13 protein-coding genes, 3 tRNA genes and 3 pseudogenes are annotated in these 21,447 nt (G+C 69.5%); 8 read left to right on the top strand and 11 right to left on the bottom strand.

Annotated elements, in window-relative coordinates:
- Nucleotides 1-40: 40 nt before the first annotated feature.
- Nucleotides 41-1,321: a PP2C family protein-serine/threonine phosphatase gene (locus tag KQY30_RS19150; protein WP_217307879.1), complete on the bottom strand. Its 1,281-nt coding sequence runs from the start codon at nucleotides 1,319-1,321 to the stop codon at nucleotides 41-43.
- A 319-nt stretch (nucleotides 1,322-1,640) separates the two neighbouring features.
- Here KQY30_RS19150 and KQY30_RS19145 point away from each other — a divergent pair.
- Both KQY30_RS19145 and KQY30_RS19140 read left to right on the top strand, forming a co-directional pair.
- Nucleotides 1,641-1,715: transfer RNA gene (locus tag KQY30_RS19145), tRNA-Asp, on the top strand.
- Between the two features lie 21 nt (nucleotides 1,716-1,736).
- A tRNA-Phe gene (locus KQY30_RS19140) sits at nucleotides 1,737-1,813 on the top strand.
- A gap of 51 nt (nucleotides 1,814-1,864) precedes the next feature.
- Here KQY30_RS19140 and KQY30_RS19135 read toward each other — a convergent pair.
- Both KQY30_RS19135 and KQY30_RS19130 read right to left on the bottom strand, forming a co-directional pair.
- Nucleotides 1,865-2,830, bottom strand: coding sequence for a cytochrome c biogenesis CcdA family protein (locus tag KQY30_RS19135; protein ID WP_217307878.1), 966 nt, complete (start codon nucleotides 2,828-2,830; stop codon nucleotides 1,865-1,867).
- Nucleotides 2,831-3,093: 263 nt separating this feature from the next.
- A pseudogene (locus KQY30_RS19130) lies at nucleotides 3,094-3,771 on the bottom strand (DsbA family protein); the annotation flags it as partial.
- Between the two features lie 204 nt (nucleotides 3,772-3,975).
- Here KQY30_RS19130 and KQY30_RS19125 point away from each other — a divergent pair.
- The 4 genes and pseudogenes from KQY30_RS19125 (at nucleotide 3,976) to KQY30_RS19110 (ending at nucleotide 9,384) form a co-directional block, all read left to right on the top strand.
- Nucleotides 3,976-4,209 carry a hypothetical protein gene (locus tag KQY30_RS19125; protein WP_217307876.1) on the top strand — a complete coding sequence of 78 codons (234 nt, stop codon included), beginning with the start codon at nucleotides 3,976-3,978 and terminating at the stop codon, nucleotides 4,207-4,209.
- Between the two features lie 540 nt (nucleotides 4,210-4,749).
- Nucleotides 4,750-8,723, top strand: a pseudogene (gene hrpA / locus KQY30_RS19120) (ATP-dependent RNA helicase HrpA).
- Nucleotides 8,724-8,825: 102 nt separating this feature from the next.
- Nucleotides 8,826-8,900: transfer RNA gene (locus KQY30_RS19115), tRNA-Asp, on the top strand.
- 268 nt (nucleotides 8,901-9,168) lie between these two features.
- Nucleotides 9,169-9,384: a DUF6274 family protein gene (locus tag KQY30_RS19110; protein ID WP_217307875.1), complete on the top strand. Its 216-nt coding sequence runs from the start codon at nucleotides 9,169-9,171 to the stop codon at nucleotides 9,382-9,384.
- A gap of 461 nt (nucleotides 9,385-9,845) precedes the next feature.
- On the opposite strand, the gene bldC is transcribed toward KQY30_RS19110, so the two are convergent.
- Both bldC and KQY30_RS19100 read right to left on the bottom strand, forming a co-directional pair.
- Nucleotides 9,846-10,052 carry a developmental transcriptional regulator BldC gene (gene bldC / locus KQY30_RS19105; protein ID WP_003949541.1) on the bottom strand — a complete coding sequence of 69 codons (207 nt, stop codon included), beginning with the start codon at nucleotides 10,050-10,052 and terminating at the stop codon, nucleotides 9,846-9,848.
- 549 nt (nucleotides 10,053-10,601) lie between these two features.
- Nucleotides 10,602-11,450 carry a hypothetical protein gene (locus tag KQY30_RS19100; RefSeq protein WP_217307874.1) on the bottom strand — a complete coding sequence of 283 codons (849 nt, stop codon included), beginning with the start codon at nucleotides 11,448-11,450 and terminating at the stop codon, nucleotides 10,602-10,604.
- Nucleotides 11,451-11,609: 159 nt separating this feature from the next.
- Here KQY30_RS19100 and KQY30_RS19095 point away from each other — a divergent pair, with 159 nt between their 5' ends.
- Together KQY30_RS19095 and KQY30_RS19090 are read left to right on the top strand one after the other, a co-directional pair.
- Nucleotides 11,610-12,692: a Glu/Leu/Phe/Val dehydrogenase dimerization domain-containing protein gene (locus KQY30_RS19095; RefSeq protein ID WP_217307873.1), complete on the top strand. Its 1,083-nt coding sequence runs from the start codon at nucleotides 11,610-11,612 to the stop codon at nucleotides 12,690-12,692.
- A 279-nt stretch (nucleotides 12,693-12,971) separates the two neighbouring features.
- Nucleotides 12,972-13,223: a DUF3073 domain-containing protein gene (locus tag KQY30_RS19090; RefSeq protein WP_046508206.1), complete on the top strand. Its 252-nt coding sequence runs from the start codon at nucleotides 12,972-12,974 to the stop codon at nucleotides 13,221-13,223.
- A 189-nt stretch (nucleotides 13,224-13,412) separates the two neighbouring features.
- Here KQY30_RS19090 and purM read toward each other — a convergent pair whose 3' ends face one another.
- From purM to purL, 6 genes and pseudogenes are all read right to left on the bottom strand, one after another.
- Nucleotides 13,413-14,492: a phosphoribosylformylglycinamidine cyclo-ligase gene (gene purM / locus KQY30_RS19085; protein ID WP_217307872.1), complete on the bottom strand. Its 1,080-nt coding sequence runs from the start codon at nucleotides 14,490-14,492 to the stop codon at nucleotides 13,413-13,415.
- A 143-nt stretch (nucleotides 14,493-14,635) separates the two neighbouring features.
- A complete protein-coding gene (gene purF / locus KQY30_RS19080; RefSeq protein WP_217307871.1) occupies nucleotides 14,636-16,162 on the bottom strand; it encodes an amidophosphoribosyltransferase in 1,527 nt (508 codons plus the stop codon).
- Nucleotides 16,163-16,267: 105 nt separating this feature from the next.
- Complete coding sequence (locus KQY30_RS19075) at nucleotides 16,268-17,161, bottom strand: META domain-containing protein (RefSeq protein ID WP_217307870.1); 894 nt, start codon at nucleotides 17,159-17,161, stop codon at nucleotides 16,268-16,270.
- A 60-nt stretch (nucleotides 17,162-17,221) separates the two neighbouring features.
- Nucleotides 17,222-18,029 (bottom strand): annotated as a pseudogene (locus KQY30_RS19070) (sterol carrier family protein).
- Between the two features lie 10 nt (nucleotides 18,030-18,039).
- Nucleotides 18,040-18,933 carry a helix-turn-helix domain-containing GNAT family N-acetyltransferase gene (locus KQY30_RS19065; RefSeq protein WP_217307869.1) on the bottom strand — a complete coding sequence of 298 codons (894 nt, stop codon included), beginning with the start codon at nucleotides 18,931-18,933 and terminating at the stop codon, nucleotides 18,040-18,042.
- A gap of 229 nt (nucleotides 18,934-19,162) precedes the next feature.
- Nucleotides 19,163-21,412: a phosphoribosylformylglycinamidine synthase subunit PurL gene (purL, locus tag KQY30_RS19060; protein WP_217307868.1), complete on the bottom strand. Its 2,250-nt coding sequence runs from the start codon at nucleotides 21,410-21,412 to the stop codon at nucleotides 19,163-19,165.
- Nucleotides 21,413-21,447 lie beyond the last annotated feature (35 nt).

The following is a 21,447-nucleotide window of genomic DNA, read 5'->3' as shown; positions in this document are numbered from 1 at the left end:
GCCGTCGCCACGAAGCCACGAAGCCCTCGGCTCGAAGCCCTCAGCGGCGCGGCCTCGCCTCAGCGCCCGAAGCCGTCGGCGGCCCAGTCGGCGTCGTCGGACTCCCGGCAGGCGCCGCCGCCGACGTCGTCGGACCCCCCGCGTTCAGCCGCCGGTGGTTCTTGCGCGGACACGCCGTGATCCGGGGCGCGTGCAGATAGCGCGGGGCCGGTGCGCGTTCGATGATCAGCAGCGCCGTGTCGTCCGCGGGCGGCCTGCCCGTATGCGCCAGCAGATCGCGCTGGATATGGCGCAGCAGGGCCTCCGGGCCGGAGTCGGTGAAGGAGGCGAGCCGTTCGGCGAGCGGGTAGAAGGCCCCGCCCGGCGAGCGCGCCTCGATGACACCGTCCGTGTAGAGCAGCAGCGCGTCGCCGGTCTCAAAGCTGAACGGGTCGGTGCGATGGCTCAGAGCGGACGGTTCGCTCACCCCCAGCGGCGGCGCCGGGCTGTCGGCGTGCAGGACCGTGACCTCGTGGCCGTGCACCAACAGGGGTGGCGGATGGCCGCAGTTGATCATCTCGGCATCCGGGCCGCGGTCCGGTATGTCGAGCACGAGCGCGGTGGTGAAGTGCTCGCCGGCGTCGTGCACGGTGTCCGCGACCTGCTCCATGTTCCGGCTGACGCTCTCTTCGAGAGCCGCCACCAGCTCGGGCAGGGTCGCGCACCGGTGAGCGCCCTCGCGGAACGCGCCCAGCACCACCGACGCCTCACCGATGGAGGCCAGCCCCTTGCCCCGTACATCGCCGATGATCACCCGGCTGCCCGCATGGGCACCGCGGGCGACCGCGAACAGATCACCCCCGATCTGGGTCTCGTCCTCGGCCGTCATGTACATCCAGGCGATACGCAGTGGTCCGATCCGGCGGGGCGGCGGCCGGAGCAGAACCCGCTGCGCCACCTCGGCCACCGACCGCACCCGGTTCAGCTCCCGGTCGCGCCGCCGCCATACGTGGCAGTACAGGACCACCAGCGCCGAGAGGATGCTCACCGAGAGGAACTGGATCATGGGGTTGTTCGTGGCCTGCCAGCCATGGACCGCGATGACCAGCCCCATGGCCGCCACCGCCAGCGCCCCGACCAGGGCGGTCACCCGCGGCCGGGCGAAGGAGGCGGCGAGGGCGGGCGCGACAATCAGCAGCGGTACGAGATGAGTGTGCGCGGGCGTGTAGAGACACGCGGCGGTGATCACGACGATCAGCGCGAGCGGAATCGCCAGCAGCCCGCGGCCGGGTAGGCGCAGCCGTGCGAGAGGGTGATCCGTCGGCTTGTACGGAAAGGTCATTTGCCGGTTTTACCCCTTATCCAACTGTATACACTTTCCTTCGGGGCGGGCGACGCGCTGGACGAAAAGGCCCCCCCGGCGCCGCACAACCGTGAAGAAGGGCACCCGGAGGCGAGGTTGCAGGTCACGCGTGCGGGGTATGACGTGGGGTCTGCTACGCTGATTCAGCGACATCAGCCGAGCGGAATGTGTCCGGACGGTCACTGGGAATCACCAGGCCGACAGGGCTCACCGCGGATCGGATGTCACGGAGAGTGTGCCGGAATCCCGTTGGGGGCATGCGATTCCGTGTGCGAGACTTGTGCACGCGACAGAGCTTGGTCCTGTGGAGCAGTTTGGAGTGCTCGCCACCCTGTCAAGGTGGAGGCCGCGGGTTCAAATCCCGTCAGGACCGCTTGCAGCCGTCAGGTTGCGTGGCTGGGTAGCTCAGTTGGTACGAGCGATCGCCTGAAAAGCGATAGGTCGCCGGTTCGATCCCGGCCCCAGCCACCAGGCCCGTAAGGGCAGAAAGCCCCCTCCCGAGGTTCTCGGCAGGGGGCTTTCTCATGTGCCCGTTTCGGCGGTGCCTGTGCCGGCCGACGCGGCCTGCCCGGCCGGTACGCCCGCCTCGGGCTCTTCCGTACGAGCACGCGCACTACGGGTACGAGTACGTGTACCGCCACGGATACGGGTACCGGCCGGCTCGCTCTCGCCCCGGGCGCGGACACGGCGTACCAGCGGGACCGCCGCCGCCACCAGTACCACCGCGGCCAGCAGCGCCCAGTCCGGTACGGCCGCGCCGACCCCGCGTGCCCAGCGCTCGGCCTCGAAGGACTGGTCGACCGAGAGCAGCCCGGGCAGCGCGGTCGTCCCGTCGAAGACCAGGAAGACCGTGCCGAGGGTGATGAAGAAGAGCCCCGAGAGCAGCGTAGTCGTGTGCAGTTCGAAGCGGCCGGCGCGGAAGGCACGGCCGCGCAGCCAGGAGCGCCCGCCGAGGCCGAACCGTTCCCAGAGCAGCGCGAGCACGAACAGCGGTACGGCCATGCCCAGCGCGTACACCGCCAGCAGCAGCCCCCCGTACAGCGGACTGCCGCCCAGCGCCGCCACCGTCAGCACACTGCCGAGGATCGGGCCCGCGCAGAAGCCCGCGAGCCCGTAGACCAGGCCCAGCGCGTACACGGACAGCACGGTCGTGGGCCGGATCCGGCCCGACAGCTCGGTGATACGGCGCCAGACGAAGCCGTGGCCGAGGATCTGGGCCAGTCCGAGCGCGATGATCAGCCAGCCGCCGAGGGCGACCAGCAGATCACGGTGGCCGTAGAAGAGCCGCCCGGCGAAGGAGCCCGCGGCGCCCAGCGGGACGAGGGTGGTGGCGAGCCCCGCGTAGAAGATGCCGGTACGGGCGAGCAGGCGGCCCGCGGAGTCGATGGAGTACGCGAAGAAGGCGGGCAGGAGCAGGGCGCTGCACGGGCTGAGCAGGGCGAGCAGGCCGCCGAGCAGCGCGACCGGATAGCCGATGCCCGTTGTCACCGGTCGCCCTCGGCGCCGTTGTCGCCGCTGTTGCTGTTGTTGCTGTTGTTGCTGTTGTCGCCCTTGCCGTCTTCGCTGCCCTCACTGTCCTTCTTCTCGGTGGCGCTCCCGGATGGCTCGGCGCCCGTGGACTCGTTCGAGGACGTATTCGCGGACGTATTCGCGGACGCGGAGGTCGTGGGCCCGGCGGTGGCGGCCCCGGTCTCCGGCGGCCCGGACTTGGCGGGGTCGCTCGTCACGGGCCGCACCGGGCCGTTCTTCTCCGCGTCCTTCTTCGCCGCCTCGATCACGCGGGTGAAGGTCTCCGTCGGCTGCGCGCCCGCGATGGGGCGGCCGTTGACGAGGAACGACGGGGTGGAGGTGGCGCCGAGACCGTACGCCTCCGCCTGGTCCTTCCGTACGGCGGCCTCGGCGGCGTCGCTCTCGCGGTCGTCCCGGAACCGGTTGAGGTCCTTCACCCCTGCCGTACGGGCGAGATCGTCGAGCCGGTCGGCGCTGAAACCCTTCTCCTTCGACCCCTGTGCGTACGCGGCGGCGTGGAACTGCCAGAAGCGGCCCTGCCGTCCGGCGGCCCAGGAGGCGCGGGCGGCGGCCTCGGACTCGTTGCCGAAGATGGGGAAGTTGCGCCATTCGATACGGAGGGTGCCGTCGCCGACGTACTTCTTGACGAGCGCGGGTTCGCTGTCGCGGGCGAACTTCCCGCAATAGCCGCACTTGAAGTCGGCGTACTCGACCATGACGACGGGCGCGTCCGGGCGGCCCACGGCGAGCCGGTCCGCGGCGTCGCGGCGGGCGAGTTTCACCAGTTCGGGATAGACGCCGGGGCGCGGATCGGAGGAGACCTCGGCGACCGTTCTGGGCTCGGACGAGGTGTGGGAGGGGGATTCGGGCTTGGTGGCGGTGTACGAGACGACCCCGAGCAGCAAGGCGGCGGCCACCACTCCCCCGCCGACGGCGACGGCCTGCCGGGAGGGCCGCGGCCACCCGGAGGGCGCGGGCGGAGAGGCGGGGACGGGGGCGGGAGGGGCTGGAGGGGCAGGAGGGGCTGGTGGGGCCGGAGCGGGAACGGCGGGAGCCGGAGGGGGAGGGCCGCGGGGGCCGGAGGGGCGGGCGACGGAGACTTCGAGAGGGACGGCCCCGACTTGATGAGCGACGGCCCCGGCCCCGGTTTGATGAGCGACGGCGGGGACTTCGTAAGCGACGGCCCGGGCTTCGGCGCGGGCGCGGACGGGGGCGCGGACGCGGGCGCAGGCGGCGGCTTCGGCGAAGCAGCCGGGGAGGCCTTCGGCGAGGCCGGCGACGCCGACGCGGACGGCTTCGGCGCGGACGGCTTCGGCGCAGGCGCGGGCGAGGGCGGCTTCGCCGTAGACGACGGGTAAGGCTTGGGCCCGGCAGACACGGCAGGCTTGGCCGAAGCCGAAGCCAGCGGCGGCCCGGGCTCGGGCGAAGTCGACGGCTTGGACGGTCCGGAGGACCCGGGCTCGGAGGACTCCGCCCCGGAGGACTCCGGCTCAGGCGACGGGGCGGGGGAAGGCGACGGCGCATGCGGCGAGGAAGGCGACGGAGACGCGGAGGGCGAAGGCTTCGGCGCGGGGGACGGGGTGTCAGACATGAGCGGGCGACTCTCCGTAACACAGGGGGCAGAAGGGATGAAAGGTACGGACCGGCACTGAGTCCATCCCTATACCCGCGGTACGGAAAGCTCGACCGGTGCGGTATGGCGGTATGTCCTTCGTACCGTAGATGCAGACCGCAGCAAATCCGGCGATATGACCGCCCGACCCGCCGCCCCCGTACCCCCGACGCAGCACCGCGCACCCCCGCCCACCGCGAACCCGCACCCCCGCCCGCTCCCGCCCCGCATCCCCGGCGAAATGGGTTCGCCACTCCCGAGCCGCGGGTGAGATCCTTGGCCAGGTATGTCTACTTCCTTCGCCGACCTCCAGACCCTGCTGGCCGACGTCTCGCTGCGCGACGCGCAGCGGCTCGGCCGCCGTCTCGAAGGCACCCGGCGCATCCGTAAGCCCGAGGCACGGCAGGCCGTGCTGGACGAAATCGCCGGCGAGGCCGGGAAGGCCGCCGAGCGGATGCGGCTGCGCGCGGCGCGCGTGCCCGCGGTCGCGTACCCCGAGCAGCTCCCCGTCAGCCAGAAGAAGGACACGATCCTGGAAGCGATACGCGACCACCAGGTCGTGATCGTCGCGGGCGAGACCGGGTCGGGCAAGACGACCCAGATCCCCAAGATCTGTCTGGAGCTGGGCCGGGGCGTCCGGGGCATGATCGGACACACCCAGCCGCGCAGGATCGCCGCCCGCACGGTCGCCGAGCGGGTCGCCGAGGAGCTGCGCACTCCGCTGGGCGAGGCGGTCGGCTGGAAGGTCCGGTTCACGGACCAGGTCGACCAGGACGCCACCTTCGTCAAGCTGATGACCGACGGCATCCTGCTCGCCGAGATCCAGACGGACCGCGAGCTGCGCGCGTACGACACGATCATCATCGACGAGGCCCATGAGCGCAGCCTCAACATCGACTTCCTGCTGGGCTATCTCGCGCAGCTCCTGCCCAGACGCCCCGACCTCAAGGTCGTCATCACCTCGGCGACCATCGACCCCGAGCGCTTCTCCCGCCACTTCGGCGACGCGCCGATCGTGGAGGTCTCCGGCCGTACGTACCCGGTCGAGGTCCGCTACCGCCCGCTGCTGGAGGAGGACGGCGAGGAGGGCGACCGCGACCAGATCACCGCGATCTCCGAGGCCGTCGACGAACTCCGGTCGGCGGGCCCCGGCGACATCCTGGTCTTCCTCTCCGGCGAGCGCGAGATCCGCGACACGGCCGACGCCCTGGAGAAACGCAAGCTGCGCGGTACGGAGGTCCTCCCCCTGTACGCGCGGCTCTCCCACGCCGAGCAGCACCGGGTCTTCCAGCGCCCCTCCGCCGGGGTGACCCACCGGATCGTGCTGGCGACGAACGTGGCCGAGACCTCGCTGACCGTGCCCGGCATCAAGTACGTGATCGACCCGGGCACCGCCCGTATCTCCCGCTACAGCCACCGCACCAAGGTCCAGCGCCTGCCGATCGAGCGGGTCTCGCAGGCCAGCGCCAACCAGCGGAAGGGCCGCTGCGGCCGTACGTCCGACGGCATCTGCGTACGGCTCTACTCCGAGGACGACTTCGAGTCCCGCCCGGAGTTCACCGACGCCGAGATCCTCCGTACGAATCTGGCCTCCGTCATCCTCCAGATGACCGCGGCCGGCCTCGGCGACATCGAGAAGTTCCCGTTCATCGATCCGCCGGACCACCGCAACATCCGCGACGGCGTGCAGCTTCTCCAGGAACTGGGTGCGTTCGACGCCGCTCAGAGCGCGCAGAAGGACCCGAAGAAGAGGCTCACCCCGCTCGGCCGCAAGCTCTCCCAGCTCCCCGTCGACCCGCGTCTCGCCCGGATGGTCATCGAGGCCGACCGCAACGGCTGTGTACGGGAAGTCATGGTCATCGCGGCCGCGCTCTCCATCCAGGACCCGCGCGAGCGCCCCGCCGAGAAGCAGACGCAGGCCGACCAGCAGCACGCCCGCTTCAAGGACGAGACGTCGGACTTCCTGGCGTACCTCAATCTCTGGCGGTACATCAGGGAGCAGCAGAAGACGCTCTCCTCGTCCGCCTTCCGCCGGATGTGCAAGTCGGAGTATCTGAACTTCCTGCGGATCCGGGAGTGGCAGGACATCTACTCCCAGCTCCGTACGGTCGCCCGGCAGATGGGCATCCATCTCAATGAGGAGGACGCCGCCGACCAGGCCGTCCATGTCTCGCTGCTGGCGGGGCTGCTGTCCCACATCGGGATGAAGGACGTGAAAGACGCTGGGGGGAGGGCGGGAGAAACACAGCGAAGAACGAGTATCTCGGCGCCCGCAGCGCCAAGTTCGCGGTCTTCCCCGGCTCCTCGCTCTTCAAGAAGCCGCCGCGCTTCATCATGTCCGCCGAACTGGTGGAGACCTCCCGGCTCTGGGCGCGCGTCAACGCGAAGATCGAGCCGGAGTGGATCGAACCCCTCGCCGGCCATTTGCTCAAGCGCACATACAGCGAGCCGCACTGGGAGAAGGACGCGGCGGCGGTGATGGCGTACGAGAAGGTGACGCTGTACGGCGTACCGATCGTGGCCCAGCGCAAGGTGAATTTCGGCCGAATCGACGCGGAGGCCTCGCGGGAGCTGTTCATCCGCCATGCCCTGGTCGAGGGCGACTGGCGCACCCATCACCAGTTCTTCCATGACAATCGCAAACTTCTCGGCGAGGTCGAGGAGCTGGAGCACCGCGCGCGCCGCCGCGACATCCTCGTGGACGACGAGACGCTCTACGACTTCTACGACCGGCGGGTGCCCGAGGACGTGGTCTCCGGCGCGCACTTCGACTCCTGGTGGAAGAAGAAGCGCCGCGACGAGCCCGAGCTGCTCGACTTCGAACGATCGATGCTGATCAACGAGAAGGCGGGCTCGGTCACCAAGGACGACTATCCGGACACCTGGCGGCAGGGTCCGCTCACATTCCGGGTGACGTACCAGTTCGAGCCGGGTGCCGACGCGGACGGGGTGACCGTCCACGTACCGCTCCAGGTGCTCAACCAGGTCACCTCGGAGGGCTTCGACTGGCAGATCCCGGGCCTGCGCGAGGAGGTGGTCATGGAGCTGATCCGCTCCCTGCCCAAGCCGGTCCGCCGCCACTACGTGCCCGCGCCGAACTACGCGAAGGCGTTCCTGGAGCGCGCCGTACCGCTCCAGGAGCCGCTTCCGGTGACGCTCGCCCGGGAACTCCAGCGGATGGTGGGGGTGCCGGTCTCCGGCGACGACTTCGATCTGTCGCGGGTGCCCGACCATCTGAAGATCACCTTCCGGATCGTCGACGAGCGGCGCCGCAAGATCGCCGAGGACAAGGATCTGGAGGCGCTGCGGCTCCGGCTGCGGCCCAAGGCCCGCCAGGCCCTCTCCCAGGCCGCCGCGGCCACCGCGGTGCGCTCGGGCGGGGAGGCGATCGAACGTACGGGACTGACGGACTGGACGATCGGCACGCTCACCCGGATCTTCGAGACCCGTCGGGCCGGCCAGCCCGTCAAGGCGTACCCGGCGCTGGTCGACCAGGGCGCGACGGTGGCCGTACGGCTCTTCGACACGGAGGCGGAGCAGCGGCAGGCGATGTGGGCGGGCACGCGCCGGCTGATCCTGCTCAACATCCCGGTGAACCCGGCGAAGTTCGCCTCGGACCGGCTCACCAACCAGCAGAAGCTCGCGCTGTCCCGCAATCCGCACGGCTCGGTCCAGGCGCTGTTCGACGACTGCGCCATGGCCGCGGCGGACAAGCTGATCGCGGACCACGGCGGACCCGTGTGGGACGAGGAATCGTTCCGGAAGCTGTACGACAAGGTGCGCGCCGATCTGGTCGACGCGACCGTACGGACCATCGGCCAGGTCCAGCAGATACTCGCCGCCTGGCAGGCCTGTGAGCGCCGTCTGAAGGGCACGACCAGCCCGACCCTGATCAACAACGTCCAGGACGTCAGGGACCAGCTCACGGCGCTCGTACCGGCCGGTTTCGTGACCCGTACCGGACTGCGCAGACTGCCGGACCTGATGCGGTATCTCGTCGCGGCGGACCGCAGGCTCCAGCAGATGCCGACGGCCGTCCAGCGGGACACCACACGCATGGAGAAGGTCCATGAGATGCAGGACGAGTACGCCTGGCTGCTCGAACAGCTCCCCAAGGGGCGGCCGGTGCCGCAGCAGGTCCTGGACATCCGCTGGCTGATCGAGGAGCTGCGGGTGAGCTATTTCGCGCACGCGCTGGGTACGGCGCAGCCGGTCTCGGACAAGCGCATCATGAAGGCGATCGACGCGGTGGCGCCGTGACGGCGCCGGTGACGGGGTTGTCGCGATCCGTCAGTTCGACCGCACCCTCCGAGCTGCTGTAGAGTCTCGTTCCGCAGCCGAGGAAACAAGGCCGCGCAACCTGGTCCTGTGGAGCAGTTTGGAGTGCTCGCCACCCTGTCAAGGTGGAGGCCGCGGGTTCAAATCCCGTCAGGACCGCAGTAGTGAAAGGCCCGTACCGATCCGGTGCGGGCCTTCTCGCGTGCCGCGCGAACGCCACCCGCCATTGCCCCGCATCCGGCGCTCTGCCGACTTCATCGGTTGGGGCAAGCGCCGGCGACGCGGCGGTATGGGCGCGGTAATGGCGCACCCAAATCCACGGGGCCCCGCCCTCCGTGTCTTGACGGGGTCATCAGCCGGGGGTACCCAGTCATCAGGGCCCCTTGTTCGTCCCAGCCCGGGGCCCGCACCGGGGGTGGTGTGCGGGATGTCATCGACAGCAAGACACAGGACCAGCGCGCTGCTGCGCGCCCATCTGGCGGCCGCCTCAGGCCGTCCGCACCGTACGGGCTACTGCCCGATCTGCCATCGTCTCCAGCGGCTCGCCATGGAGTCCCTGGCGGGCGACGACGGGTTCGACGGGTTCGTCGGCGGTTTTCTCGACGACGAGTTACCTGACGATCTGGCCCCGTCGACGCCCTGACACGGGAGCGCGCGCCGATCCGCCAGGTGAGACGAGCGCCCCGAGCAAGGGGTATGCGGTGTGACGGGCATCACGGAACAATTTTCACGAAGGGCAGTGCTTACACCCTGCCTACAATCCACCAATTTAATATGTGCAATTGCACTTACCGTGGAATCCCTCCGGAAACTCCCGCCCCACCGTTCACACAGCGCCCGAACGGGGCGGAACCCCCGCCTCCGGGGCCCCTTCCGGCACACAAAAAAGATCGCGCTGGACCCGGCGGAGTCCAGCGCGATCGACGACTTACCCGTGTTGCGAGGGCATGGGACCTGTTGGGGCAGGTGCCCGTCGTATGGAGCTATGGGTCGGGACGACCGGATATGGGGGACCCGGCAGTACCCTGCAATTTGTGCCCTGTTGTGCCTGGTTTCGCTGTGTTGCGCCTAGCTTTGCCTTGCTGAGCCTTCAAAAAAAGGGCGTCAGGCCTCGCTGCGCTGCTGCGGAATACCCGCAAGCAGTGCGCGGACCTCTGCCTCGCGATACCGGCGATGCCCACCGAGCGTGCGGATGGACGTGAGCTTGCCGGCTTTTGCCCAGCGAGTGACCGTCTTCGGGTCCACGCGGAACATCGTGGCAACCTCAGCCGGGGTCAGCAGCGGCTCGGCATCAGGGGTGCGAGCGGTCATGAGCGGCCTCCTCGGGAGAACCGAACCATCTCGGTTCTTTCCTCTAAATTCTGCACCTTGACCCGCGTTGCCCGAAATGGCGGACGCGGGCCGAGTCGGTTATAGGACGAACGGCTTGTCCTCGGCACTACAACTACACCATCCGTCCAGCCACGTCGGCCAAACCGATGGAATTGCCCTCTGAGGTGTTCATCAGCGGCGGAAGCCGATGGACCATGCCATAGCGGACAGTCACGTCACAGATACGATCAGTCACAGAGCGATCAGGAGTCACCGGACCCCCCGTAGAACATGCAATGCTGAGCAATCCGCCCACACTTGGGCGGAAGGAGCCCTCCCCGGACTCCTTGTCCTATTTTGACACGAGGGGGGGTGATGGGCGCAAGAGCCCCGTTAGTGCGGTCCGTCACGCTTAATGGCAATGTTCCGGATCGGAACCTGTGCCCAGGGCCTGGACCCAAGCGCCGCTCAAGCCCGATCCGAGTCCGATCCCCGCCCGTTCGGCTGCCCGTTCCTGCCACGCGTGCCCGAAACGGGCAGAGCGCCCGGTCAGTTCGCGAACAACCGCTCCCGTACCGCTCTCCAGCGCTCCGTGAGCCGACCGTACGCCACCCCCGCGCCCTCGCCGTCCCCGTTCCGCAGCGCGGCGATCCCCGCCGCCACATCGGCGGCCGAGCGGTCCCCGGCGAGCTGCTCCCCGGGCAGGGCGTGCACCAGTCCGCCGTAGTCCAGTTCGACCAGCGACCGCGGATGGAACTCTTCCAGCCATCGCCCCACATCCACCAGCCCGCTGATCAGCGGCCCGTCGTCCACCGTGTCCCGCAGGGTCTTCAGCGCCCGGGCCACACGCCGGCGCGCCTGCACCATGGGCGTCCGGTACCGCAGCACCGGCGCTCCCAGACCGCTCGGGCCCCCTGCCTCGTACTCCCGCTCGTCGTCCGAGAAAAGCGCGAACCAGCCCACCGGCACCTGCCAGACCGCCGTCCTGATCCACGGCCGCGCGTCCGGATTCCGGTCCCGCCACCGCTCGTAGTCCGCAACGGCCTGCCCGCGCACCACCGGCGGCAGCACCGCGTCCAGCAGCGGCGTCGGCAGCGACTCCGTCAGCTCCTCCAGCGCCAGCCAGCCGCGCAGCCGGGTGCGCCACGGGCAGACGCACACCACCCCGTCCACCACGGCCACGAACGCGTCCCCGCTCTCGTGCACCGGCACGGCGACCGGCGGGGTGGGCAGCAAGTCGGCCAGGGAGCGCCGGAGTTCGTCCTGAGCGGTGGGTGTACGGTCCCGTCTGGCGTAGCGCGTCCAATGGTCCCTCTCGGGCTCGGGAAAGGCCGCCAGCGGCTCATAGACCCGCAGGTAGGACGCGTACGGAACGAGGACGGAAGACACCGCAGGCATGCCGCGCATCGTCCCACGCCTGTACTCCTCCAGGGGGTGATCCTGGGCACTGCGGCTGAACTGCGCCCCCGCAGGACTTACCCTCTTGGTGCCCAGCCGGTCCCTCCCCACCCACAGGAGGGACTTCCCACCGCCGCTTCGTACTTGGGAGTCACCACCGTGACCGATCTGACCGACGGCGTCCTGCACACCCTCTTCCGCTCGGAGCAGGGGGGCCATGAGCAAGTCGTGCTCTGCCAGGACCGTGCCAGCGGCCTCAAGGCCGTCATCGCCATCCACTCCACCGCCCTGGGCCCGGCCCTCGGCGGCACCCGCTTCTATCCGTACGCGTCCGAGGACGAGGCCGTCGCCGACGCGCTGAACCTCTCCCGCGGCATGTCGTACAAGAACGCGCTGGCCGGTCTCGACCACGGCGGCGGCAAGGCCGTGATCATCGGCGATCCGGAGCAGATCAAGAGCGAGGAACTGCTGCTCGCATATGGCCGGTTCGTTGCGTCGCTGGGCGGCCGGTACGTCACGGCCTGCGATGTCGGCACCTACGTCGAGGACATGGATGTCGTGGCGCGGACCTGTGAGTGGACGACGGGCCGCTCCCCCGAGCACGGCGGTGCGGGCGACTCGTCGGTGCTGACCGCGTTCGGCGTCTTCCAGGGCATGCGGGCCAGCGCCCAGCACCGCTGGGGCGACCCGTCGCTGCGCGACCGTACGGTCGGGATCGCGGGGGTCGGAAAGGTCGGGCACCACCTGGTCGAGCACCTCATGGAGGAGGGCGCGCAGGTCGTGATCACGGATGTACGGGAGGAGTCCGTACGGCGGATCATCGACCGGCATCCGCAGGTCGCCGCGGTCGCCGACACCGAGGCGCTGATCCGTACCGAGGGGCTGGACATCTACGCCCCCTGCGCGCTCGGCGGCGCCCTGAACGACGGCTCGGTCCCCGTGCTCACCGCGTCCGTGGTGTGCGGGGCCGCCAACAACCAGCTCGCCCACCCGGGTGTCGAGAAGGACCTCGCCGACCGCGGGATCCTGTACGCGCCGGACTATGTGGTGAACGCCGGCGGCGTGATCCAGGTCGCCGACGAGCTGCACGGCTTTGACTTCGAGCGGTGCCGGGCCAAGGCCGCGAAGATCTTCGACACGACGCTTTCGATCTTCGCACGTGCAAAGGAAGATGGTATTCCGCCGGCTGCCGCGGCCGACCGGATCGCCGAGCACCGGATGGCGGAGGCACGCCGCCGCTGACCTCTCGGGAGGGGCGGCGGGCAGCCCGGGAGACGAGACTCACGCCGGTCGGCGGGTCGCCCCTCCAGAAGAGGTTAAAATCGGGGCTGACCAGGGAGGACGGGGCGCCTCGCTGGTCCCGCGCCGAGGCGCGTCATGCGGGCGGCGTACCGTATGGCCGCGGAAGCAGGTACCGTTGAAGCCCTACGGACGGGTCTCTCCGCGGAGAGCTCGTTCTGATTCATGAACGCGTGTCAAGACTCTGGGGCCGTCGAGCCCCGTCACCGAGGGGGTCGAGCCATGGGGCGCGGCCGGGCCAAGGCCAAGCAGACGAAGGTCGCCCGCCAGCTGAAGTACAACAGCGGCGGGACTGACCTGTCGCGTCTGGCCAACGAGCTGGGCGCGTCGACCTCGAGTCAGCCGCCGAACGGCGAGCCGTTCGAGGACGACGACGAGGAAGACGACCCGTACGCACAGTACGCGGATCTGTACAACGACGACGAGGACGAGGACGACGAGTCCGGGCCCTCGGCGCAGCGCCGCGGCGCTTGACGTCCGTATACCCAGAGCAGTACCTCAGTGGCCCGGTCCGGGGCCTTGGTCCTGGACCGGGTTCTGTGCTGCCCATGACCGTGGCTGTCCGTAAGCGTGCCGTGGCCCTTCGCCATCACGTCGCGGCTGTCCGCCACCGCTGAGCACGGTTCGGTCACCCGTCGCCGAGTCGGTCGGTAACTGTCCAGGTCAGCTCCGGTAGTCGCCGGTCAGTGCCGCGCCCGTGGTGTGCTCGCCGCGCTCCGTGATCTCGCCGGCGATCCAGGCGTCCACCCCGCGGTCGGCCAGCGTGGTGAGCGCGGCGTCGGCCGACTCCGCCGGGACGACGGCGATCATGCCGACCCCCATGTTCAGCGTCTTCTCCAGTTCCAGGCGCTCCACCCGGCCGGCGTTCCCGACCAGGTCGAAGACCGGTCCCGGCGTCCAGGTCGAACGGTCCACCGCGGCGTGCAGCCCGTCCGGGATCACCCGGGCGAGATTGGCGGCCAGACCGCCACCGGTGATGTGACTGAACGCGTGCACGTCGGTCGTCCTGGTGAGCGCCAGACAGTCCAGCGAGTAGATCTTGGTGGGCTCCAGCAGTTCCTCGCCCAGGGTCCTGCCAAACTCCTCGATCTGCCGGTCCAGCGCCCAGCCGGCCCGGTCGAAGAGCACATGACGGACCAGTGAGTACCCGTTCGAGTGAAGACCGGAGGATGCCATGGCGATCACCGTGTCACCCGTACGGATACGATCCGCGCCGAGCAACCGGTCCGCCTCGACCACGCCCGTACCGGCTCCGGCGACATCGAAGTCGTCCTCGCCGAGCAGTCCGGGGTGCTCGGCGGTCTCGCCGCCGACCAGCGCGCAGCCGGCCAGCACACAGCCTTCGGCGATGCCCTTGACGATGGCGGCGACCCGCTCGGGGTGGACCTTGCCGACACAGATGTAGTCGGTCATGAAGAGCGGCTCGGCGCCGCAGACGACCAGGTCGTCGACAACCATGCCGACCAGGTCGTGGCCGATCGTGTCGTACACGCCCATCCGGCGCGCGAGGTCGACCTTCGTACCGACACCGTCGGTGGCGGAGGCGAGGAGAGGACGTTCGTAGCGCTTGAGGGCGGAGGCGTCGAAGAGGCCGGCGAAGCCGCCGAGGCCGCCGAGGACCTCGGGGCGCCGGGTCTTCCTGACCCACTCCTTCATCAGCTCGACCGCGCGGTCACCGGCTTCGATGTCGACGCCCGCGGCGGCATAACTGGCACCGGTGGTCGTCTCGGACGTCTCGGACATGGCTGGGTACTTTCCTGTCGTCCTGTCGGCGGTCGGTCGGCTTGATCGTCGTTCGGTCGGCAAAGGTTTACGGGCGGGCGTACGGGCTCAGGTGGGTACGGGGATCGCCGCCGGATCGTCGGCGTGATGGCGGTGCGGCGGGGTTACGGGCGGCGCAGCGCGTCCGTGGCCGCGGTGGTGGCCGGTCCCGCCGACAGCTCGCTCTCCAGGAGCCGCTTGCCGAGCAGCTCGGGATCGGGAAGGTCCATCGGGTACTCGCCGTCGAAGCAGGCGCGGCAGAGATTCGGCTTGGCGATCGTGGTCGCCTCGATCATCCCGTCGAGCGAGATGTACGCGAGCGAGTCGGCACCGATGGAGACGCCGATCTCCTCGACCTTCATCCCGTTCGCTATCAGTTCCGCGCGGGTCGGGAAGTCGATGCCGAAGAAGCAGGGCCACTTCACCGGCGGGGAAGAGATCCGGATGTGGACCTCGGCGGCGCCCGCCTCGCGGAGCATCTTGACCAGGGCGCGCTGGGTGTTGCCGCGGACGATCGAGTCGTCGACGACGACCAGCCGCTTGCCGCGGATGACCTCCCGCAGCGGATTCAGCTTGAGCCGGATACCGAGCTGCCGGATGGTCTGGGACGGCTGGATGAAGGTCCGGCCGACATAGGCGTTCTTGACGAGACCCGAGCCGTACGGAATGCCGCTCGCCTCCGCGTAGCCGATGGCCGCGGGGGTGCCCGACTCGGGAGTCGCTATGACGAGATCGGCCTCGACGGGTGCTTCCTTGGCCAGTTTCCGGCCCATTTCCACCCGGGACAGATAGACGTTCCGCCCGGCGATGTCCGTATCGGGACGGGCCAGATAGACGTACTCGAAAACACAGCCCTTGGGCTTCGCTTCCGCGAATCGCTGGGTACGGAGACCGTTCTCGTCGATGGCGATCAGCTCGCCCGGCTCGATCTCACGGACGAACGCCGCGCCGCAGATGTCGAGGGCGGCACCCTCGGAGGCGACCACCCAGCCGCGCTCAAGACGGCCGAGGACCAGCGGGCGGATGCCCTGCGGGTCACGGGCCGCGTAGAGGGTGTGCTCGTCCATGAAGACGAACGAGAAGGCGCCGCGGACATCCGGAAGGACCCGGGCGGCTGCGTCCTCGACCGTGAGGGGCTTGCCGTCGTCATCCGTCTGGGTCGCCAGCAGGGCCGTGACCAGGTCGGTGTCGTTGGTGGCGGCGACACGCGTCGACCGCCCGTTCTCCTTGGGCAGATCGGCGACCATCTCGGCGAGCTGGGCGGTATTGACCAGATTGCCGTTGTGACCGAGCGCGATCGAGCCATGGGCGGTGGCCCGGAAAGTTGGCTGGGCGTTCTCCCACACCGAGGCTCCGGTGGTGGAGTAACGGGCGTGGCCCACCGCGATATGCCCCTGGAGGGAGCTGAGCGAGGTCTCGTCGAAGACCTGGGAGACCAGGCCCATGTCCTTGAAAACGAGGATCTGGGAACCATTGCTCACTGCGATGCCCGCGGACTCCTGTCCGCGGTGCTGCAGGGCATACAGTCCGAAATAGGTGAGCTTGGCGACCTCTTCGCCCGGGGCCCAGACTCCGAAGACGCCACAAGCGTCCTGGGGGCCCTTCTCTCCGGGGAGCAGGTCGTGGCTGAGTCGTCCATCACCACGAGGCACGCCACCGAGTGTAGGCGAGATCGACCACTGGTCCGAATTGGGGATGGCTGGGGGATGCGGGCCGGCTCCGCGATCGCCCGTCGGAAAACGTCCGAAAACGCCCGACTACTTGCCAGTAGCGGCTGCCACGGCGGCCAGGCCTGTGCCATTGGCCGGGGCATCGGGCTTCTTGACGGTCAGGGCACGGTGGCGCAGCTCATATGTGACCTCGCCCTCCAGCACCTTCTGAATCTGGCGTTCCAGGGTCATTTCGGGCCCGGGGCAGAGCTTGCGGGTGGAGGAGAGCCGGCCGAAGGTGATGGTTTCGGCGGTGGTGCCGGATCCCGTTCCGGTGATCTTCGCTGTGCCGCGGAAGGTGTTGCAGCCGAAGCTGCCCTCGACGGTGCCGTCCTTACCGAACGTGAAGTGCGCCTTGCCTTCGGTGCCCTGCGGGAGCGAGCTCGCCACGGCACCTTGAGTGAGCGCGTTGACGGTCCACCGCGTACCCGCGAGGGGCGCGGGCGGCTCGGAGGTGAGGGTGATCGCGTCGCCCTCGGGGGTGGTGAGAGTGAGGCGCTCCTCCTTGACCTGGGCTTTCAGGGTGCCTGAGAAGGCGCCGCTCAATGCCTTCTCGAAGGCATTGAGTTCTTCGGAACACCCGATGAGGGTCGACTGCTGCTTCCCCACGGTGATCGTGTCGCCGTCGATGGTGACATCCGCGCCGATGGTGTTGCAGCCGGTACGGGCGCTGGCCCGGCCCTTGGTGTCGATCTCCACGCTGGCCCCGGCGGGCGCCGCGGTCTTCTTGCCGCCGACGGTGAGGCTGTCGACGCTCCAGTGGACGCCGGTGAGCGGGAGGTCGGTCTGTACGGAACCGGATCCGGCGCCGGAACTGGAACCGGAGCCGGAGCCGCTTGAGGAGCCGCTGCCGGATTCGGTGCCGCAGGCGGCCAGAGTGAACAGAGCGACGGTAGTGAATGCGGTGACCGCAGTGACGTTGGTGATCCTCTGCTTCTGCATACCCGTGGGACGGGGAGCCGTCTCGTACGGTTCCGTCGCCCCCACGGGTCTACGCCGGCGTCACCCCATGAGCGGCAGCAGATCACCCAGATCCGCGCGCTCGCCGCTCGCGCTGACGAGCGCCCCCTCGATCGCCTCGCACCAGGTCGTACGGCCGGTGGCCAGCCGTACCCAGGTCAGGGGGTCGGTCTCCACGACATTGGGCGGGGTGCCACGGGTGTGCCGGGGACCCTCCACGCACTGGACCACGGCGTACGGCGGGATCCGCACCTCCGTCGACGCGCCGGGCGCCTTCACGGCGAGGGCGTCGGCAAGCATCCGGGTGCAGGCGGCGAGCGCCTGCCGGTCGTACGGGATGCCGAGCCCGGCGACGGCCCGGTTGAGGTCGTCGGTGTGGACGACGAGTTCGATGGTCCGGGTGACCAGGAAGTCGCCGAGCCGCATGGTGCCGAGCCGGGTCGCGAGCAGCAGATCGTCCGGGGCGTCGGGGAGAAGAGCGGAGACGCGCTGCGCGGTGCGCTCGAACAGTTCGTCGAGGGGGAGCGGAGGCGGCGAGCGCCTTGACGCCCTGGTCGACGTCTCCGGCGAAAGCGGCCGTGGCGAAAGGCCAGGCTTGCAGGGTGACCAGGGGGGTGGGCGGGGGGCCTGAAGTGCTGGACTGCTCGATGGACCGGCTCACAGCCTCGATGGCAAGCGCGAGATGGACGGCCAGCTCCCGCACGGTCCAGTCGCCGAGGGAGGTGGGCAGGGCGAGTTGTCCGGGTGTGAGGCCACTGACGGCCGCGTGGACCTGCTCGAACTGCGTGAGCACGGCAGCCCGGATCTTGTTGGGGTCATAGGTACGGGCGCGCTTCTTGGCCGGTGGCATGGGGCTGAGGCTAGTGCCCCTCGCGGATGTGTTTTTCGAACCAGTGGTGGGCGTAGGGCTCGTTGTTGAAGGCCGGGACCTCTTGGAAGCCCGCTGAGTGGTACAGGCTGATCGCCGCGTTGAGCACTTTGTTGGTGTCGAGGCGCAGCACTTCGTGGCCGTGCCGGGCGGCTTCTCTCTCCAACTCGGCCAGGAATCGGCGGCCCAGGCCCAGCCTGCGGGCTCGGGGGGCCACCCACATGCGTTTGATTTCGGCCGGGGCCCCGGGCGGGAGCTTCAGGCCCGCGCAGCCGATGGGGTCGCCATGCAGCCGGGCCACCAGGAACAGGCCGTGGGGTGGGCGGAGTTCGGACGCGTCGGGCAGCAGGCTGCGGGCCGGGTCGAAGCCTGTGCTGAAACGCCCCTGGAGTTCGGTGAAGTAGGACCGCAGGCAGTGTTCGGCATCGGGGTGGTCCGGCGCGACGGTGTCGAGTGTGACCGTCGCCGCGGTCAGCAAGCGGTCGACCTCGGCCATGGCCGCGACCAGCCGGGTGCGCTGGGCCGTGTTGAGCGGCTCCAGCAGTGAGCCGGCCAACTCGTCGCTGCGCCGGTCGAGCACAGCGCGTTCCGCTCGGCCCGCGTCGGTGAGCCGTACCGTACGCACCCGTCTGTCCCCGGGGTGCGGTTCGACCGTCACCAGACCGCTGGTCTCCAGAGCGCGCAGCAAACGGCTGAGATATCCGGAGTCGAGCCCGAGGCGCTCGCGCAACCGCCGTACGTCCTGCCCCTGTTCACCGATCTCCCAGAGCAGCCGCGCTTCACCGACGGGCCGGTCGCGGCCCAGGTAGTGGTCGTGCAGCACGCCCACGCGTTCGGTGACGGTCCGGTTGAACCGCCGCACCTGCTCGATCTGCGCCGCATCCATTCCCTGACCTTAGTCAGAGAATTCGGCTGCCGCCAGCAGGACCGGTAAGACGCCCCGGAGCAGCCCGCTGCCGCCGGGCCGTGTGCCCCTCCGCACGCCGACGGAGTTCCGCGTGCGGCCGGCCACGCCGAAGCCCCCGTCCGATGACCAGATGGTCACCGGACGGGGGCTCAGTCGGAGTCGGCCGCAATCCGGAATCGGCCGAAAATCAGCCGGGAAGAGGAAAACCTCAGGCCAGCAGCCCCGGGATCGTCGCCTCATGCGCCGTCCGAAGCTCCGCCAGTGGGATCCCGAACTCCCCCTGGACCTCGATCTCCTGCCCGTCCACCACACCGATCCGCGTCACCGGCAGCCCCCGCGCACCGCACATGTCCGTGAAGCGCAGCTCCTCGCTGCGCGGTACGGCCACCACCGCGCGGCCCGCCGACTCGCTGAACAGGAAGGTGAACGCGTCGAGCCCGTCCGGTACGACCAGCCGGGCGCCGTTGCCGCCGCGCAGGCACGACTCCGTGACCGCCTGGATCAGACCGCCGTCGCTCAGATCGTGCGCCGCGTCGATCATGCCGTCGCGCGACGCCGAGATCAGGATCTCGCCGAGCAGCTTCTCCCGGTCCAGGTCCACCGCCGGCGGCAGTCCGCCGAGATGGTTGTGCACCACCTGCGACCAGGCAGAACCGCCGAACTCCTCGCGCGTGTCACCGAGAAGGTACAGAAGCTGCCCCTCCTCCTTGAACGCGATCGGCGTCCGCCGGCTGACATCGTCGATCACCCCGAGCACCGCCACGACCGGCGTCGGGTGGATGGCCGTCTCACCGGTCTGGTTGTAGAGCGAGACATTGCCGCCGGTCACCGGCGTGCCCAGCCGCAGACAGCCGTCCGCCAGCCCACGGGTCGCCTCCGCGAACTGCCACATCACGCCCGGGTCCTCGGGCGAACCGAAGTTCAGACAGTCGGAGACCGCCAGCGGCTTGGCGCCGGAGGCCGCGACATTGCGGTACGCCTCCGCCAGCGCGAGCTGCGCGCCCGCGTACGGGTCGAGCTTCGCGTACCGCCCGTTGCCGTCGGTCGCCATGGCCACGCCCAGATTCGACTCCTCGTCGATCCGGACCATCCCGGCGTCCTCGGGCTGCGCGAGCACGGTGTTGCCCTGGACGAAACGGTCGTACTGGTCGGTGATCCACGCCTTCGACGCCTGGTTCGGCGACGCGACCAGCCTCAGCACCTGTTCCCGCAGCTCGGCCGCGGTGGCCGGGCGCGGCAGCTTGCCCGCGTCGTCGGCCTGGAGCGCGTCCTGCCACTCGGGCCTGGCGTACGGCCGGTGGTAGACGGGCCCGTCGTGGGCGACGGACCGCGGGGGTACGTCCACGATCTGCTCGCCGTGCCAAAAGATCTCCAGCCGGTCGCCCTCGGTCACCTCGCCGATGACGGTGGCGATGACATTCCACTTCTCGCAGATCTCCATGAACCGGGCGACCTTGTCCGGCTCGACCACCGCGCACATGCGTTCCTGCGACTCGCTCATGAGGATCTCCTCGGGCGAGAGGGTCGCGTCCCGCAGCGGTACGGTGTCCAGCTCGACCCGCATACCGTCGGAGCCGGCCGACGCCAGCTCGCTCGTCGCGCACGAGAGACCGGCGCCGCCGAGGTCCTGGATCCCGGCGACGAGCTTCTCGCTGAAGATCTCCAGGGTGCACTCGATGAGGAGCTTCTCCTGGAAGGGGTCGCCGACCTGCACGGCCGGGCGCTTGGCCGGACCGGTGCTCTCGAAGGTCTCGCTGGCCAGGACGGACACCCCGCCGATGCCGTCGCCGCCGGTGCGCGCGCCGTACAGGATCACCTTGTTGCCGGGGCCCGAGGCCTTCGCGAGGTGGATGTCCTCGTGCCTCATCACACCGATGCAGCCGGCGTTGACCAGCGGGTTGCCCTGGTAGCAGGCGTCGAAGACGACCTCGCCGCCGATGTTCGGCAGGCCCAGGCAGTTGCCGTACCCGCCGATGCCCGCGACCACCCCGGGCAGTACCCGCTTGGTGTCGGGGTGGTCCGCGGCGCCGAAGCGCAGCGGGTCCACGACCGCGACCGGCCGGGCGCCCATGGCGAGGATGTCGCGCACGATGCCGCCGACGCCGGTGGCCGCGCCCTGGTAGGGCTCGATGTACGAGGGGTGGTTGTGCGACTCGACCTTGAAGGTGACCGCGTACCCCTGGCCGACGTCCACGACGCCCGCGTTCTCGCCGATGCCGACGAGCATCGCGTCGCTGGCCGGGGCCTTCTCGCCGAACTGCCGCAGATGGACCTTGCTGCTCTTGTACGAGCAGTGCTCGGACCACATGACGGAGTACATGGCCAGCTCGGCGCCGGTGGGCCGGCGCCCCAGGATCTCGCGGATCCGCGCGTACTCGTCCTCCTTGAGGCCGAGGTCCTTCCAGGGCTGCTCGGCCTCGGGCGTGCCGCCTGCGTGCTTGACGGTGTCGAGGGTCACGCTCGGTCGCTCCTTCGCGCGCTGTGCTTCGGATA

The organism is Streptomyces sp. GMY02, assembly GCF_019056675.1.
In the GTDB taxonomy this organism is placed as follows: Bacteria; Actinomycetota; Actinomycetes; order Streptomycetales; family Streptomycetaceae; genus Streptomyces; species Streptomyces odonnellii.
Note: the sequence above shows the minus strand (reverse complement) of the source record. Positions and strands in the feature narration are given on the sequence as shown.

Bases quoted from the DNA above. Each gene is read 5' to 3' on its own strand.
- KQY30_RS19150 (WP_217307879.1), bottom strand. From the start codon at position 1,321: ATGACCTTTCCGTACAAGCCGACGGATCACCCTCTCGCACGGCTGCGC.
- KQY30_RS19125 (WP_217307876.1), top strand. From the start codon at position 3,976: ATGAGCGACGGCCCCGGCCCCGGTTTGATGAGCGACGGCGGGGACTTC.
- KQY30_RS19110 (WP_217307875.1), top strand. From the start codon at position 9,169: ATGTCATCGACAGCAAGACACAGGACCAGCGCGCTGCTGCGCGCCCAT.
- bldC (WP_003949541.1), bottom strand. From the start codon at position 10,052: ATGACCGCTCGCACCCCTGATGCCGAGCCGCTGCTGACCCCGGCTGAG.
- KQY30_RS19100 (WP_217307874.1), bottom strand. From the start codon at position 11,450: ATGCCTGCGGTGTCTTCCGTCCTCGTTCCGTACGCGTCCTACCTGCGG.
- KQY30_RS19090 (WP_046508206.1), top strand. From the start codon at position 12,972: ATGGGGCGCGGCCGGGCCAAGGCCAAGCAGACGAAGGTCGCCCGCCAG.
- purM (WP_217307872.1), bottom strand. From the start codon at position 14,492: ATGTCCGAGACGTCCGAGACGACCACCGGTGCCAGTTATGCCGCCGCG.
- KQY30_RS19075 (WP_217307870.1), bottom strand. From the start codon at position 17,161: ATGCAGAAGCAGAGGATCACCAACGTCACTGCGGTCACCGCATTCACT.
- KQY30_RS19065 (WP_217307869.1), bottom strand. From the start codon at position 18,933: ATGGATGCGGCGCAGATCGAGCAGGTGCGGCGGTTCAACCGGACCGTC.